The organism is Bacillus sp. LNXM65, from assembly GCF_002998575.1.
Lineage (GTDB): Bacteria > Bacillota > Bacilli > Bacillales > Bacillaceae > Bacillus.
Genome location: NZ_PVRB01000005.1, coordinates 252,879 through 268,432 on the forward strand (window position 1 = coordinate 252,879; position 15,554 = coordinate 268,432).

Annotated in this window: 15 protein-coding genes; all 15 read right to left on the bottom strand. The window is 42.8% G+C overall.

The features are described from left to right. Positions 1 to 22: 22 nt before the first annotated feature. The 15 genes from C6Y03_RS11845 to C6Y03_RS11915 all read right to left on the bottom strand — a co-directional run bounded on the left by C6Y03_RS11845 (position 23) and on the right by C6Y03_RS11915 (position 15,192). The gene (locus tag C6Y03_RS11845; protein WP_106039352.1) at positions 23 to 745 is read right to left on the bottom strand and encodes an SDR family oxidoreductase; all 723 of its coding nucleotides are present in this window, start codon (positions 743 to 745) and stop codon (positions 23 to 25) included. A 123-nt stretch (positions 746 to 868) separates the two neighbouring features. Further along, complete coding sequence (locus C6Y03_RS11850) at positions 869 to 1,624, bottom strand: alpha/beta fold hydrolase (protein WP_223256585.1); 756 nt, start codon at positions 1,622 to 1,624, stop codon at positions 869 to 871. Between the two features lie 106 nt (positions 1,625 to 1,730). Further along, entirely contained in the window at positions 1,731 to 2,612 is an 882-nt protein-coding gene (locus C6Y03_RS11855) for a glycine betaine ABC transporter substrate-binding protein (protein ID WP_034664219.1), read from the bottom strand. After that, entirely contained in the window at positions 2,612 to 3,457 is an 846-nt protein-coding gene (gene opuAB / locus C6Y03_RS11860) for a glycine/proline betaine ABC transporter permease subunit OpuAB (RefSeq protein WP_034664471.1), read from the bottom strand. The genes C6Y03_RS11855 and opuAB overlap by 1 nt, the downstream gene beginning before the upstream one ends. Positions 3,458 to 3,467: 10 nt before the next feature. Continuing rightward, on the bottom strand, positions 3,468 to 4,736 hold the full coding sequence (gene opuAA, locus C6Y03_RS11865) for a glycine/proline betaine ABC transporter ATP-binding protein OpuAA (RefSeq protein WP_034664221.1): 1,269 nt from the start codon (positions 4,734 to 4,736) through the stop codon (positions 3,468 to 3,470). A 399-nt stretch (positions 4,737 to 5,135) separates the two neighbouring features. Then, positions 5,136 to 6,230: a toxic anion resistance protein gene (locus C6Y03_RS11870; protein WP_003217200.1), complete on the bottom strand. Its 1,095-nt coding sequence runs from the start codon at positions 6,228 to 6,230 to the stop codon at positions 5,136 to 5,138. A gap of 14 nt (positions 6,231 to 6,244) precedes the next feature. Next, positions 6,245 to 7,861: a YceG family protein gene (locus tag C6Y03_RS11875; protein ID WP_106039353.1), complete on the bottom strand. Its 1,617-nt coding sequence runs from the start codon at positions 7,859 to 7,861 to the stop codon at positions 6,245 to 6,247. 70 nt (positions 7,862 to 7,931) lie between these two features. Continuing rightward, a complete protein-coding gene (locus C6Y03_RS11880; RefSeq protein WP_106039354.1) occupies positions 7,932 to 8,747 on the bottom strand; it encodes an HAD family hydrolase in 816 nt (271 codons plus the stop codon). After that, the gene (locus tag C6Y03_RS11885; RefSeq protein WP_106039355.1) at positions 8,744 to 9,853 is read right to left on the bottom strand and encodes a cysteine protease StiP family protein; all 1,110 of its coding nucleotides are present in this window, start codon (positions 9,851 to 9,853) and stop codon (positions 8,744 to 8,746) included. Before C6Y03_RS11885 ends, C6Y03_RS11880 begins: the two co-directional genes overlap by 4 nt. Continuing rightward, entirely contained in the window at positions 9,846 to 11,177 is a 1,332-nt protein-coding gene (locus C6Y03_RS11890) for a phosphoribosyltransferase family protein (protein WP_106039356.1), read from the bottom strand. Before C6Y03_RS11890 ends, C6Y03_RS11885 begins: the two co-directional genes overlap by 8 nt. Beyond that, on the bottom strand, positions 11,167 to 12,357 hold the full coding sequence (locus C6Y03_RS11895; protein WP_106039357.1) for an HpcH/HpaI aldolase/citrate lyase family protein: 1,191 nt from the start codon (positions 12,355 to 12,357) through the stop codon (positions 11,167 to 11,169). Before C6Y03_RS11895 ends, C6Y03_RS11890 begins: the two co-directional genes overlap by 11 nt. A 94-nt stretch (positions 12,358 to 12,451) precedes the next feature. Beyond that, entirely contained in the window at positions 12,452 to 13,231 is a 780-nt protein-coding gene (locus C6Y03_RS11900) for a TerC family protein (protein ID WP_034664243.1), read from the bottom strand. A gap of 137 nt (positions 13,232 to 13,368) precedes the next feature. Further along, complete coding sequence (locus C6Y03_RS11905) at positions 13,369 to 13,947, bottom strand: TerD family protein (protein ID WP_034664245.1); 579 nt, start codon at positions 13,945 to 13,947, stop codon at positions 13,369 to 13,371. Between the two features lie 40 nt (positions 13,948 to 13,987). Continuing rightward, the gene (locus C6Y03_RS11910) at positions 13,988 to 14,569 is read right to left on the bottom strand and encodes a TerD family protein (RefSeq protein ID WP_034664247.1); all 582 of its coding nucleotides are present in this window, start codon (positions 14,567 to 14,569) and stop codon (positions 13,988 to 13,990) included. A 20-nt stretch (positions 14,570 to 14,589) separates the two neighbouring features. Then, positions 14,590 to 15,192, bottom strand: coding sequence for a TerD family protein (locus C6Y03_RS11915; RefSeq protein ID WP_034664249.1), 603 nt, complete (start codon positions 15,190 to 15,192; stop codon positions 14,590 to 14,592). Between the last annotated feature and the right edge of the window lie 362 nt (positions 15,193 to 15,554).

The following is a 15,554-nucleotide window of genomic DNA, read 5'->3' on the forward strand; positions in this document are numbered from 1 at the left end:
TAAACGGGTGGTATGCTTTATATTATGCATTCAAATCTGTCATGGCTGGGACGTTGATTTCTTTTACACAGGATACCCTTGATAAATGAATCACACATCTCGCAAGCTCTACAATATCCTGTACAGGGATTCTCGTTTCACCATATAGAGTGATGGCTTTTTCGGCTCCATCTTCATATGGAACCTCTGCCGCCAGCTCTCCTGGATTGATACAGGTGACGGATATTTTATCTTTTCTCACATGTTCTCTCAGTGCATTCACAATTCCGCGCAGGCCAAATTTAGAAGCGACAAAAGAAACCTGCGGCAGGTTTGTATGATCTAGTCCCGCCGTTGAGCCAATCACGATGATTTTTCCATTCTCCGATTTCCTTACGTGCGGAAGCAGTGCTTGGATGTAAGTAATCGTAGAGGTGACATTCACATTGATTAAATGAGCGATATCCTCTGGCTGATCGTGATCGAATGAATAATCATCTTCAAAGCCTCGTTTTTCCCATAAACCAATGTTATAGATGAGAACATCAATGGTTTTATTCTCCAATGCTTCGAGCATAAAAGGGATGTGGGTTTGGCTTGATAAATCAATTTTCAGCCAAATTCTATGTACACCGTCATCTATGTTCAAACTGCTCGGTTCACTTCGCGACACAATCCAAACTGTATCTCCACTTGAAGGAAGACCTTTTACAAAAGCATCCCCTAAGCCTTGACTCGCACCGAATATGATATAGTTTTTACTCATAGCTCCTCCTTCTACGGCTCATGAGCTTTCAGTCAGACTGCAGCTCATCTGTAAGCGTTTTATGCCTATATCATATAGGTTCTAAGATCTAACTGCCTCTTTTATGCCTGTCTTCACTTTCGGCTACTTGATTTCCTTTAATTCCACTGGTAACGCACGCTCTTCTATAAAGGATTGAATCATATCAATAAACAGTTCTTTCTTTTCAAACGTAAATGTATGTCCAATATCAGGAACGACGACACCTGTTGCCTTCGGATGTGATGTCGTTATTTTCTTTGCTGACCGTTTCATGATACCTTTTTCCTTTTCTCCCACTGTGACAAGAATCCGTGCCTTCGCTTGTTGAAACGTGTCTGGGAGCTTGTAATGGAGATTTTCTTGAAACATCGTCAGAAGGGTTTTCTTCTGCAAACTCTTCGAATCCGCCGCATAGTCATTCAGTACATCGTTTGGAAGCCCCATCTTTTCAGCTTGGAGCTGGATAAACCAATCTTTCTTTAATAATGGATACGTAAGAGGTAAAAGGGGTCTCACCATCAAGTAAAGCCATGGCAGCGGCATCACAAGAGCGCTGTTGATGACGGCTATGTCTACGATATCAGGCTCATTCGATAACACTTCAACGGCAACCTGTGCACCTAGAGAGAATCCAATGAGTATCACTTTACGGCCGTGCGCATGCTGCTTGAACCACGAGATGACTTCAAGAGCGCTTTCTCGCATGGAAAATGACTGTTCATTTGCTCTTGTCCCGTGACCAATCAGATCAGGCGTATAGCATTCATACGCTTCCTTGAATGTTTCCATCTGCTCCTGCCACATCCAGCTGCTGACTCCTCCGCCATGCAGGAAAATCATGATTGGCTTATCCATCATCGACAACTCGTCCACCATCCTTATATAAGAAAAAAGCAGCCGCTTTTTGAGCAGACTGCTTTTTCATATGCTCCCTTCTATTATAAGGGAACCTCATCACTATAGGCTATTTTTTCAAATCCTCAATCGAGTTGACGTTCTTCATATATGTCGGAACAACTAGCCCCATGCGAAGACCTTTCATACTTGTGCCTAGATCATCATATTTCCCTTTAAACTTCGCTGCATACGTTTTATGCGTATTTGGCAGCCAAGCAGATAATGAGGCATCTGCACTTCCAGTTGCAATTGCTGTCCACATCGGACCTGCTTCCACCTGAGTCAAGGTCACTTCAAATCCGAGCTCACGCAGTACTTCTGCAGCGACATTGGTACTTGCAATCTCACTATCCCACGCAACGTAGGCAAGATTGACTTTGTCACCATTCGACTTTTTCACGCCTTTTGTCCATTTCGCTACTTGGTCTTTATGTTTTTTCACATATTTAACGGCGGCATCCTTTGGATTGATACCATCTTGGATATCCATCATGACTTCGCCCATGTCATCTTGAGACCATTTAAATTGACTAAGCATTTTGGCTGCTTCCGGCTGATCTTTTGCAAAACCTTTACGTGAAATCGTATGAATCTCTTCCGCTTCACCGTAAGATTTCTTTGGATCCTCTAAATATTTTAAATCATAGCGAGTAAACATCCAGTGTGGATTCCAGCCAGTGATAATAATTGGCTTTTTACGGTCGTAAGATTTCTTGAGCGTTGCGGTCATAGCTGCACTTGATGCAGACACAACCGTCCAATCCTCTAAGCCGTAATCCTTTTTCGCTTGATCCGTTAGCGCCATAATCCCTGAACCCGGATCAATGCCGATAATGGTTTTATTCACCTGCTGTGCTGCACTCGCATTTGAATCTGACTTCACGCCACAAGCGGCTAGTAAAAAGACAAGCAGGGCGGTCATCCCAATGTAGAGAGACTTTTTCCACATTAAGCATTCCCCCTGGTTTTTTTCGTTTTAATGTTTTGTGTAATACGGTCGAGTGTAATCGCCACAATCACAATGGCAATACCTGCTTCAAAACCAATTCCTGTTTTCAGCTGCGTTACCGCACTATATACTTCCGAACCAAGTCCTGGAGCACCTACCATTGCCGCAATGACGACCATTGATAGAGCAAGCATGATACTTTGGTTAATACCAGCTAGGATGGTTTTTGTTGCAAGTGGAAGCTGAACTTTGAATAAACGCTGGAATGTCGTTGAACCAAATGCTTCTGTTGCTTCAATTAAATCAGCTGGTACTTGTTTAATACCGAGAATCGTCATACGAATCGTTGGTGGCATGGAGAAAATAACTGATGCCACAACCCCAGGCACAACGCCAATGTTAAAGAAGAAGATTGCTGGTAAAAGATAAACGAATGCAGGCATTGTCTGCATTAAATCTAAAATAGGTGTTACAATCTTACGCACAGTTTCCTTCTGTGATGCCCAAATACCGATCGGAACCCCGATCACGATGGAAATGACCACAGCTGTCAAAACGAGCGCAAGTGTTTGTAGCATTGGATGCCAGTAGCCTAAATAGTCGATCAGCAAAAATCCAATAAGTGTGAAAAGAGCAACTCCTCTTGTACTGATCCACCAGGCAATGCCGGCAAAAATAAGGGTTAAAATAATAGATGGAATCACACCAAGTGCTGCCACAATTCCATTTACTGTGCCTGCTAATCCATTTGTGATGCCATCAAAGAAACCACCAAACGTTAATGTTAACCAGTCAACAAATCGATCAATGTAATCCGCGAACTGAATTCTAGGTAAATCACTCATACTAAACATCTTATTCTACCTCCTGTGCAGAAGGCTCTTGTGTTTTAATTTCCTCAAGTTTGTTAGAAGACATGTTGATATACTCATCATTACCTGATAACGCACCAATTAATGCACCTCTGACCACAATACCCTTCATTCTGTTTTTCTCATCGACAACGGCAATCGGAATGTTTGCTGCATCAGATACTGCGTCAAAGATTTCTGTCAAATACGTAGATTCCAATACTGTCGTGAATTCTTTATCGAGAACTGTTTCAAGCGACGCTCCCATTTCTGCCGCCTTTTTCGCTGCTTGTGCAGAAATAACACCTAATAAATGCTTTTTCTTATCTACTGCATAGATAGACGAAATCCCAAGGTTTTTCATGAGCGTGAGCGCAACACGTGCCCCTTTGTCGATCTGAATTGTTTCTGCACGTTTCATAATATGACCAGCGGTTAATACTTTAGAAAGGTCGACATCTTCAACGAAACGTTCAACATATTCATTCGATGGGTTCATCAGGATTTCTTCTGGTGTTCCGATTTGAACGATATTTCCGTCCTTCATGAGCACAATGCGGTCGCCAATCCGAAGCGCCTCATCTAAATCATGGGTAATGAAAATGATCGTTTTTCCTACAGATGTATGAAGCTCAAGCAATTCATCCTGCATATCTTTACGAATTAATGGATCGAGTGCGCTGAAAGCTTCATCCATTAATAAAATGTCAGGGTCATTTGCTAATGCACGTGCCAATCCAACACGCTGCTGCATCCCGCCACTTAATTGGTTTGGGTACTGTTCTTCAAAGCCTTCAAGTCCAACAAGCTTTAAGGATTCAAGCGCTTTTGAGCGGCGTTCTTCTTTGTCTACACCTTGTAATTCAAGACCGTACTCTGTGTTCTCAAGAATCGTACGGTGGGGGAACAATGCGAAGTTTTGGAAGACCATGCTGATCTTTTTCCGTCTGACTTCACGCAATTGATCCTTTGACATATTTGTTATCATATCCCCATCAATAAATATTTCTCCGGAGGTTGGTTCGATTAACCTATTTAGCAGCCGCACAAGTGTGGACTTTCCGCTCCCTGATAGCCCCATGATGACAAATATCTCGCCGTCATACACATCAAAATTTGCTCGATTGACACCAACTGTTGCGCCGGTCTCTTTTAGGATCTCTCTTTTTGTTTTCCCTTTTCCAAGCATTTGAGATGCTTTTTTAGCATTTTTACCGAAAATTTTAGATACATTATTTATCTTGATTTTGATAGTTCTCTCTTCAGAATTCATATTTTCCCTCCAAATTAGCATCTTTATAACCGTAACATAAGCGTTATGATGCGAACAATCTTTAGAATTCGCTTATTTCCGCACAATATGTATGAATTCCATATAGAGGTCTGGTGATTAGAGTTTATACGCCGTATTACTCGTAAATCCTATAGAATGCTTCATAAACTACATATTTTACGGGGTATTTCCTCTCATCAGACAATATTTTACTGGAAATTCCTAATTGTGCTAAAAAATAACTCGAATCCTCACCATAGCGGACTTTTTCAAACATGGGCGAACCATTCCCCTGAACAGGATTTACCCGAAAATGGTCACATAAAAACCTTTTTTCTTCAAATTTCAATAAAATTCATGAGTAACTGCCTGCAACTTTAGTTACAGACAGCTTATTTTTTAGGACTCTAGGGCAGCCCGCTTAATATTATCTTGCAATTCAAGCATACGTTTTGTTCCATCTTCGCGTAATCGTTTGTTTTCTTCTTCGATCTGTTTCGTCTCTTTCATCCCTTGTACAATCGTATTAAAGGAAGATTCGATCGTTTCAATGTCGATACTTGGACGTCCAGACAATTTGGCAATCTCCACACTTTGACTTGAGATGTTTTCAGCATTTCGTTTCAGCATTTCATTTGTTCTTCTATCCAGCTCACTCATTGAATCAGCCACAAGCTTTTGTCTTTTCGCTGTAACAGCTTGAATGATCCCATTTTTAAAAATTGGAATGGTGATGATGAACGCTGAGTTGATTTTACCGATTAATTTCGTATTCCCACGCTGCAGCAAACGAATTTGCGGTGCCGTTTGAAGAGCCACCATCCGTGCCATATCAAGGTCATATACACGCTCTTCCAATGCTTGAATGCCGTTACGAAGTGTATCAAGCTCCATTTGTGCCAGCTGGTTTCCACTAGCCGCTTTTTCTTCATAAGAAGGAACCAATTGCTTTAATTCTTCGATTTTCATTTGACCTGCAACAACATACTTTTCAAGCTCCATATAGTATTGAATGTTATGCTCATACATTTCTTCAAGCGTCACAGTCGATTTGGTCATTTCGTCTTTATATTTACTGATTTCTACATTAATTTTTTCAATCTCTGCACCGAGCGTTTGATATTTACTGAAAATCTTTTCAATCATGCTGCCGCCGCGCTTAAAGATTTTTGACAACAAACCACCCTTTGGCTCGTCAAAATCATTTTTATCAAAACGATCCATAATTTTTCCAAGCTGCGTCAGCATCGTTCCTGAGTCAGTGACACTTGTTGAACGCATCATCGAAAGAATACGATCAGAGAACTTAGAGATTTCAACGGCCGGCTGCTTTCCGTATTCAAGCAGCTCCAGCTGATTTTTCGCATCGATCTGTCTCGCAATATTTTGCACTTCTGGTTCATTTCGAAGCTGAACGCGGATATCGTCTGCCTTCTCAATGGAGATTTCCTCTTTATCAATTGAAATGATGTCATTTCCGTTTGTATTTGTCATAAGCTTTGATCTCCTTATCGATTTTTAATGGATTGAAATAACTTTCTGACGATGGATGGCTCTTTAAACTCCTGATTCATGACCATCTCATCAAGCCAATGGGTATCAAATAATTGGTCATCTATATACCGCTCGATACACTGGTATCCCGCCGGATGATACACGAAGAGATCCACCCCCATTTCGTTTAGGAAAATGAGGGCAGCCGCATCAGAACGAGTCAGCTCACCATTATATTCCGTATGGTATAAAATCACTTTCGGTACGGTTTGTGCATAATCAAAGGTTTGAATGAGTTCAATGAGCTCCTGGCCGATATGCAGTATCTGTTTGAATAAATAAATACGGACATCTAATTCGGTCTCATTGCCTTCTTTTAATAGCTTTGGATGGTGACAGATTCGAGATATCGCCTCTGCTATCGCACGCTGCGCGCCCTCATATAGATGAGAAAACTGCCATACATTGCTTTTCATTAATAATTCAGGATCAATCTCTCCAGCAGAAGAAAGGGCATGCTGATAATGAAATTGATAATTCGAAGACACTTCTTTCGTAAAAGGAAAATGGCGAATGGTCTTCGTCTCTTTCCCTTCCATTAACGTATGGATACGATCCCAGTATTCACGCTTGTCTCGTGTGATCCCCATCATTTTCGCAAAGAGATTCGGAATCTGTATCGTGTCCCGGTCTGCTTGAAAATTAGGGCGAATAAAGGAACGTTCCTTTGCAATTAAAAACAGCTCATCATACGTTGTCTTCAGCGTAATGGAATGAGGGGTATGATCCCTGAATTGCCACGGCTTATACAGCATTGAATCTTCCGTGTGGAGCACCTCTTCAAGCTCTCTTGTCGAGCGGTACGCCACCGTTGATTTCCTCTCAGGCTTTTCAGTAGGGAACGGTTCAAGCTTTGAATTTCCCGGATACTGATCAATAAAAGTCAGCTTTTCTTCTGGATCTAATTCGCGGAACGAATCCTCGCCCTCTGGATGAAATAGCACAACATCACAGCCAATCAGCATGACATAGTAAAGAAAATAAAGCTGACTTTTATTCGCCTCTCCATACCAAATGACAGCCGGCATTTTTTCTTCTATATTGACTTCCTTCAGCCATGGATCTAGATGATTATTTGAAAACTTCACTACATCCAGCAGAACCCGGCGGAAATCGGGATGCTGAAATCCATCCTCATGCATCTGTTTGAAATGCTCAAACACCTTGATCAATGAAAGGCGGATATGCCGGTTCATCACAGGGTTTGGATGGCGTACAATCAGCTGTTCACCATCTAAAAAAGCCACAAAGCGATTCACGGACAATCCCTTTTCTTCTTGGTTAATCAAATGAATGCGTTGAAGCGCTTGAAAATGCTCCGGCTCAATATGACGATTGAGCGTTTCACTTAAAATATGAACGCCATCTGTTTCATATAATTCATGTAAATAAATAAAATAATCGGTTGCATCATGCGGAGTTCCAAGGACCCGGGCGGCGAGACGCGGCAAGGACAATGTATGCTCGTCCTTTACATAACCGTCTCTTTCAGGGAGCGGCTTTTTCAGCACGTTTTTCCAGGCTTCCTGCTCCGCCCGTGTATGGTTGACATCGATTTCTTTATAACTCACGCCGCTCCTTCCTTTCTCCTATATTTTCTCGAAAGCTACTACTATCATATCATTCACCCTTCTACTTCTGCTATCGAATCGAAGGCTTTTTTACGGTCGTCATCTGCTTCATGACACAAGCGGTGATTTCATCTGCTGCTGCCATGCCAGATGCTGCTGTCGGCTCAAGTAATGGGTCAAAGTCAAGCACTTCCCCATGCCTCGGGGCAAAGCCCATATCCGCCTGACGAATAAGACCTGCATCTAAAAGGGAATCGCCTGCACCATATACATATTCAAGCTCCAGCCGTTCCTTTAAAAAAGCAACAGCATCCCATTTATTGAGCGGCTCCGGAATAAAATAAAGCTTCCGTCCTTGAAGAGAAACCTGCCAGCCTCTCTCCTCGCCCCACAGCTTCAATTCAGCAAGTGGAATGTGAGACAAATACTCATCTTTCATAATCAAATAAAGAAATTTCCCCTCTGCTGTCCGGGTACGCTTCACCCATGCCGCAACTGGAAGGTCGGAGATGGCTTTCAGCATCTCTCTGACTGACATACACGCTTTGAGCCTCTCATCAACGATAGCCTGCCAATCCTCAAGCGGCTTGCCGTGATGAAGGATACAGCCCCCATTTGTCGTGACGGCATACTCCGGTTTAAGCTCTTGCTGAAAGAAGGTGATCCGTTCATACTGAGCAGTCGTTCTTGTCGTCACTGGAATGAACCAGCCTAATTGATGAATTGTCTGCAAGGATTTTTTCGTTTCAACCGACATATAGGAAAGCGGTCGTTCGTCCAGCACCTCAACTAAATCATAATCTCCTTCATACTCATACTGGTCCAGCACTCGATGTGAGTAAATCAGCGTCCGGTCTAAATCACTGGCAAACGCACATGTCTTCATGACGTCTGCTCCATCGGACGAATAAGTCCACAGCACGTATAGGACATATTGGCATATTCAATGACAGGAACGCCTCTGTCCTCTGCCAGAAGCAAAATATGCTTCAGCTTCTTCTGAGACCCCGGCTGAATCAAGATTTTCCAAGGGATTCTTCTAAGCAGCACACGGGTCGTCTCACCAACACCCGGCTTAATCAAATGGGTATTTTCAATGTGAAACTCCTGACCGATCGCTTCAATGGACGCCATCCCCCGCCAGTCCGCAGGCATTCCCTGTGTGAGGATGGTCTCTGCTTTCTCTCGTACATTTGGTTCGAGGCTAGAAAATGCTTCTTCAATTGTATCCACATACAGGTTGGACACATCCTCATCAAGCAACTCTTCATAATACTTCGCCCCATGGAAATCATCGGCATTGATCCAGCGGTTGTTTAGTACCGTTCGACTGACAAGTCCTGATACCGTCGAATTCAGGCAGGCACTTGGAATGAGAAAGTCCTCTCTCGTTCCGTAGACATTTGTACAATAGCCTGGATCAGCTAGTACAGCCAGTTCACTAGAAAGACGAATATCATACTTTCTTTCAAAATCAATCACAGCTTTTTGGAGCTCTCTCGAAATCGCACCTTTTCCGGTCCATCCATCAATAAAGGCAATCTCAAAGCCCGGATGTTCCTTGAGCATATAATGCAGCGCATTCTCATCTATTCCTCGGTCACGAATAATAGAGATGCTGTAATGAGGCAGTTCAAGACCATATGTCTTTCGAATATATCGTTTGATGAGCACCCCGATCGGCGTTCCCGCCCTAGCCAAACTGCAAAGAACCGTTTGGAAGCCTCGCTTTTTCACAATCTGTTCTGCTACCACAGCTACTGCTTCTGCTACCTTTTCCTTACTTTCTTTCAGAGATTGATAGAATAAATCCATATAAGATTCCGTTGGTTTATACTCAATCGGCAGCATTTCTGAATAATGCGCACCGCTCTGAATCGAACGCTCCCGCTCTTCTGTACTTTTCTCCATCTCAATGGATGATAAATCTTTGAGTAAGAAGGTTACATCCTGCTCTGGATAGCTTCCCATCTTTGTATACACATTAGCCATTCACCTTCACCTCGTCTGATAAAGTCACAATATGCACATGCTTCACATGCCGCTCGGCAAATAAGTGAACAAGCGGACGCAATGCCTCCTGAGAGACCTTTTTCTCAAAAAAGAGAAATACATCATCGTATTGATCTTTTGGTATGTTGTACACGTAGTGCTGAATTCGGGCATCCTCTGGACTCACAAAGGTAAACCCATTTTGAACAGCGTATCCATCCTTTTCAACAGGGTGAATTGGGCTTCTCGTCGTTGAATGAAAGAGAACGCCTTCTCCCATATGTGCAGCCAGTCTCATCGGCACATACATCAGCTCACCTGTTCCTAAACAAAGTGTCTGCTTTCCTTTACGTTCCTTCTTCAGTTTCAGCCCAGCCTCTGCAGCTGCTTGGTCGATGGCTGCCGTATCTGCTGCGTTTAAACCAAAACGGCCCGTTTCATGTATATATGGCGAATGACCTGCCGAATTTGCTGCATAAGAAAGTGCATACGGCTCGTGCTTAAAGAAAGATTGAAGAGAGTGAACAGAGAGACTTGGCAGATCCTTTTGCTCAGCAATCTCATACGAATAAGCTGGCTCATCCAGCGTTTTGCCCCGAAAGACCATTTGCCCTTTTAATAAAGACAATGATGTGATGTGAATACCAAGCTCCTCTTCAAGCTCACACATGGCTTTCTCGTGCTCCTCAGTCCGCCAGTCCAAAATAGAAAGAATCGTGTAAGAATGCCGCGGATGCTTTGCATGAAGGTCCCGAATGATATTGATATTCGTACGGCCTGTCGTGACTTCATCATCTACTAGCACGATGGGACGGTCTGTGCGAAGTAATGCTTCGTCTGCATAACAAAGCTGATCCGTCGCATGCGAATGCTCTTCTTCAAATACCAATGAAGGATCAAGATCCAGCAGCTGTTCACGTGTCGTATGGATGTAAGATGCTCCTTCTATTACGTCATACACACCATGCCCCAGTGCTGTTGCTGTTTCTGCAAAGCCGATCACGATCGGCTGTTTTCCTGATGAAAGCTTCTCTTTTTTGAGTGCTTCGTAGGCTTTAGTTAATGCCGTGTGGTCATCCGTCTTGAGTGCTTCTACTAAAAGGTCTTGATGCGGAGATGTCTTGCCTGTTTGCTCTTGGGCATATGCCATGGCTAAAAGACCCGAGACAAGAAGCGGTTTTACTGGATGAACAGGAATGTGCTTACCGAGCACCTTACTAACGAATAAAAAGGCTCTTTTTTTGTTCACTCTTGCTGCCATGTCAAAAAGATGCTCTTTTTCCAGCTGAAGCGCACCTTCTTTGAGATCAAGCTCAACTTCCATATGTTCCAAGATGCTCAGCGTATGCGGCTTCTGCTTCTTTGAGTATGTCGATATAGCTTCTATTTTCATGAAACACCCCGTAAATATCTGACTTAATTAAAATGTGCTCTGCCCACCGGTAATGCGGCTTCGTTTCATTCATTTTATTAGAGAAGGTACTCTTCATTACGCCAACTGTGCCGTCTGCATGTTCAAGAATGCTTAATGCATCCATATACTCTTCCTTCGTCACAACATACATGCTTTGCACCGGCTTAAGATGTGTTGGATGAATGACCGTCTTTCCATGAATGCCGTTAGCGACATCGAGTTTTGTCTCCTTGAGTAAACCTTGTACGTCATCAAATTCAGATAAAGACGGTTCACCGCTCCTATGAGAAAGCGCACGGATGAATGGCTTTTGTTCCTTTCGAGCAGGGCCAAAATGCTCCCACACAGCCCCAGAAATTACAAAGGAACGCCCAAAATAATTGATGATATCTGTGATTAAATCTGCAATCAATTTGATCTCATAGATGGTCGTGTCACGATCACGGCGAATACCGTACAAACCGCAAAGATCCGTTGCCCCAATGCGAATATTCAAAATATATTCTTCATCATTCAGCAAGATCTGCTTTAACTCAGACAACACCGTATATCTTGTTTCTTTTTCTAATAAATCGGGTGTTTCCAAAATGGGCATCCCATAAAGTGTTGTCCGCGTTTGGGACGATGCCTGTTTCAGACTGTCCAAATAATCCTTCGCATTATGAACTGAACACTTCGGGAACACAAAACCGGTAAGTAATTGAAGAGAGGAACCGAGCAAGTCTGCCATTTTAAGCAGCTGTTTCGGCGAACGAACTCGAATAAATAAAAGAGGCAATTGTTCAGCCGTTTCAGGAGCATGCGTTACTTTCTCTTTGAGACTGGCCAATTGTGTCACTAGATTCTGTTCGGCCATGTCCACTTCTTGATCACCGATGGCATCCTCCAAGCAAAATACAACAGAGCAAAGCGCTTCATATTTCTGCGACAGCAGCATATCTGCTATATCTTGTCTTGTCGCAGGCATATACAAAGTAGCACCTAATGCATGCGCAAGTACATGCCTCGTTGTGAGTGAATGCATCGCCCCTGGCCGCTTGAAAAAAAGATCGTGCTGCCTCGCCTCTGATAAAAATCGAAAATACCGCATGCTGTGCCACCTCCTGTTGTTTAGAGAAAATAAATGACCTGATGATTCAAAAAAGGATGGAGCCGCTAGTCAACTCCATTCCTTTTTGATCGTCCTATTCTTCTTTTGAAGCCGCAGCTTCGTTTGTCACATCTTGATGTTTCTTCTTATTGATTTTATGAACAATAAACGTCCCGATAAATGCTAGGATAATAATTGCAAAGAATGCGACATGCGGAATTTCAATATGAGCAGCACTTAAGCCCATTTTGATGGCAATAATTCCAATGAGAATAAACGCTGTATTCTCAAGCTCTGGAATACGGTCAATGAGGACAAGGAATAACTGTGCCACTGTACGCATCATGAGAATTCCAAGCATTCCGCCTAATAGCAGAATCCATACTTCCTCAGATACAGCGAATGCCGCAAGAATACTGTCCACCGAGAAGGCAAGGTCCATAATTTCCACAGAAATAACGGTTGCCCAGAACACGCCAAATACACGAACCATCCAGCCTTCTTTTTTCAATTCCTTCGCTTCGTCATCGCCGTCACCTAACCAGAAGTGCTTAATGACAAGCCATGCTAAATATGCAGCTCCGAGGACCTTAATCCACCAGAACTTAATAAGCAGCATCCCTACGCCAATGAATAGAAAACGGAAGAAATAAGCGCCAATTAATCCGTAGGTTAATGCCTTTTTACGCTGCTTTTCTGGTAAATGTTTCACCATGACAGCTAATACAAGCGCGTTATCTGCTGATAACAACCCTTCAAGCACAACAAGGGTCCCAATGAGCCCCCAAGAGACAGGGTTTGTTAATACCTCTGCCCACATATGCCAATCAAAAAACGAGGCATACGTGTCCAACATATGTTTCAAAATATCCAACTGGTTTTCCTCCTATAAGTGTAGAAGTATCAGCAGGCTTTCGCCTGCTGTTATTCTTGACCGCTGTTTCTTTCTCACTTTGGAAAAGACCCTCTGAGTCATTGGCAGCGCCACTTGAATCGATTTGTTTCTATCGTTTACACTTCTAACCCATAATTTTGACAAAGAGCTGCAAGTCCGCCAGAGAATCCGCTTCCGATGGCGTTAAACTTCCAATCGCTTCCGTGGCGGTACAACTCACATACCACAACAGCTGTTTCAATTGAGAAGTCTTCCCCTAAATCAAAGCGAATCAATTCTTCCCCGCCCTCTTCATTTACAACACGAACAAACGCATTAGAGACTTGTCCAAAATTCTGACTGCGCGTCTCTGCATCATGAATCGTAACTGTAATTCCGATACGATCAATGTTAGCAGGAATTTTTGAGAAATCAACGAGAATTTGCTCATCATCTCCATCTCCTTCGCCCGTCCGGTTATCACCTGTATGAGTGACACTGCCGCTTGGGTGCTGAAGGTTATTATAGAAGACAAAATCTGTGTCTTGCTGACAACGATTGTTTGCATCGACTAAGAAAGCCGAAGCGTCCAAATCAAATTCGGCTCCACCAGAATATTTATTCGTATCCCAGCCAAGACCGATCATCACTTTCGTCAGCCCTGGGTTGGTTTTTGTTAAATCGACACGTTGTCCTTTTGAAAGCTGAATCGCCATATTCGTACCTCTCCTATCTTTGAAAATATGAAACTAGCCGTTACCCGATATCTAAACCGAAGTCCGTTGCAATGCGGGCAAGTCCGCCTTGATAGCCCGATCCGACAGCTGAGAATTTCCATTCCCCGCCATGACGGTATAATTCACCTACAATAATCGCTGTCTCGATGGAGAAGTCCTCTGCCAAATCGTAGCGAATGAGTTCTTCATTTGATGCCGCATTTAAAATACGCACATATGCGTTCGTTACTTGTCCGAAATTTTGACTGCGCGCTTCCGCATCATGAATCGTAATGACAAATGAAATCTTCTCAATACTCGCTGGTACAGCTGATAAGTCGATATTGACTTGCTCGTCATCTCCGTCTCCTTCACCAGTGCGGTTATCGCCTGTATGTACGACACTGCCGCCACCGCCAGTTGTTTGATTGTAAAAGACAAAATCCGATGGAGAGCTTGCCTTACCTGCTGCATCTAAAAGAAATACACTTGCGTCTAGATCAAAGTCATGTCCGCCGTCATACTTATTGACGTCCCAGCCAAGACCGACGACCACTTTTGTTAAACCTGGATTCGTTTTTGTTAAATCAATTTTTTGACCTTTCGCTAAAGAAATTCCCACTAGGAATCTCTCCCTTCTGATTAAATATAGTTTCTCGTAATATCGGCAAGCTTCGCATCATTTGTACCGTTTCCAACAGCCGCAAACTTCCAATCATTCTCATGACGATAAAGCTCTCCAACGATTAACGATGTTTTCCCTGCATACTCATCTTTTAAATTATATTTCACTAATTCTTGATTGTTTGAACGATCCACGATGCGAATGTACGCATTTTGAATCATACCAAAATGTTGATTTCTTCTTAGTGCATCATAGATGTTCACAACAAACACCAATTTATTCACATTGCCTGGCACCTTGCTCAAGTTGACGAGGACTTGTTCATCATCTCCGTCTCCTTCACCAGTCAGGTTGTCACCTGTATGCTCGACACTGCCGCATTTGCTTTTCAAGTTGCCAAAATAAATCAAATCTTTATTTTCCGTAAACTTATCATTTTTCAGCATGAGCACTGAAGCATCACAATCAACATCAGCGCCGCCTCCGCCGCCAAACAGCTTTCCTAAAAATCCGCCGCCTTGTGATACAGGGTCCCAGCCAAGTCCAACAAGAATATTCGTTAGCCCTGCTTTGCCTTTTGTTAAATCAATACGTTGACCTTTTTCTAATGTAATCGCCAAATCAATCACTCCTCCAGCATAATAAAAATCTATTTATTAAGCGATGGACCCTATTAAAATTATCATACATGAAAATTCGACAAAATTCATGATATGACATTGGAGCCTCTTACTCTTTTTTCTATTTACTAGTATATACGATCTATGTTCAAGATAGGTTTCAAACAGATGATATTTTTTTAACGAAAGATCCATGTTGAAAATGGTTCATGTCGTAAATGAAGTGTTTCATGTGAAACATTGTCGAATGTTCCCGGTAAGCAGCTCTAGCTGAATGAACGAAGTGTAGGCATCATTTCACTTGGTTTTATATGTTGATATAGAAAATATAAAAGCTTGCGATCGAGAGATAAACCCTTTCG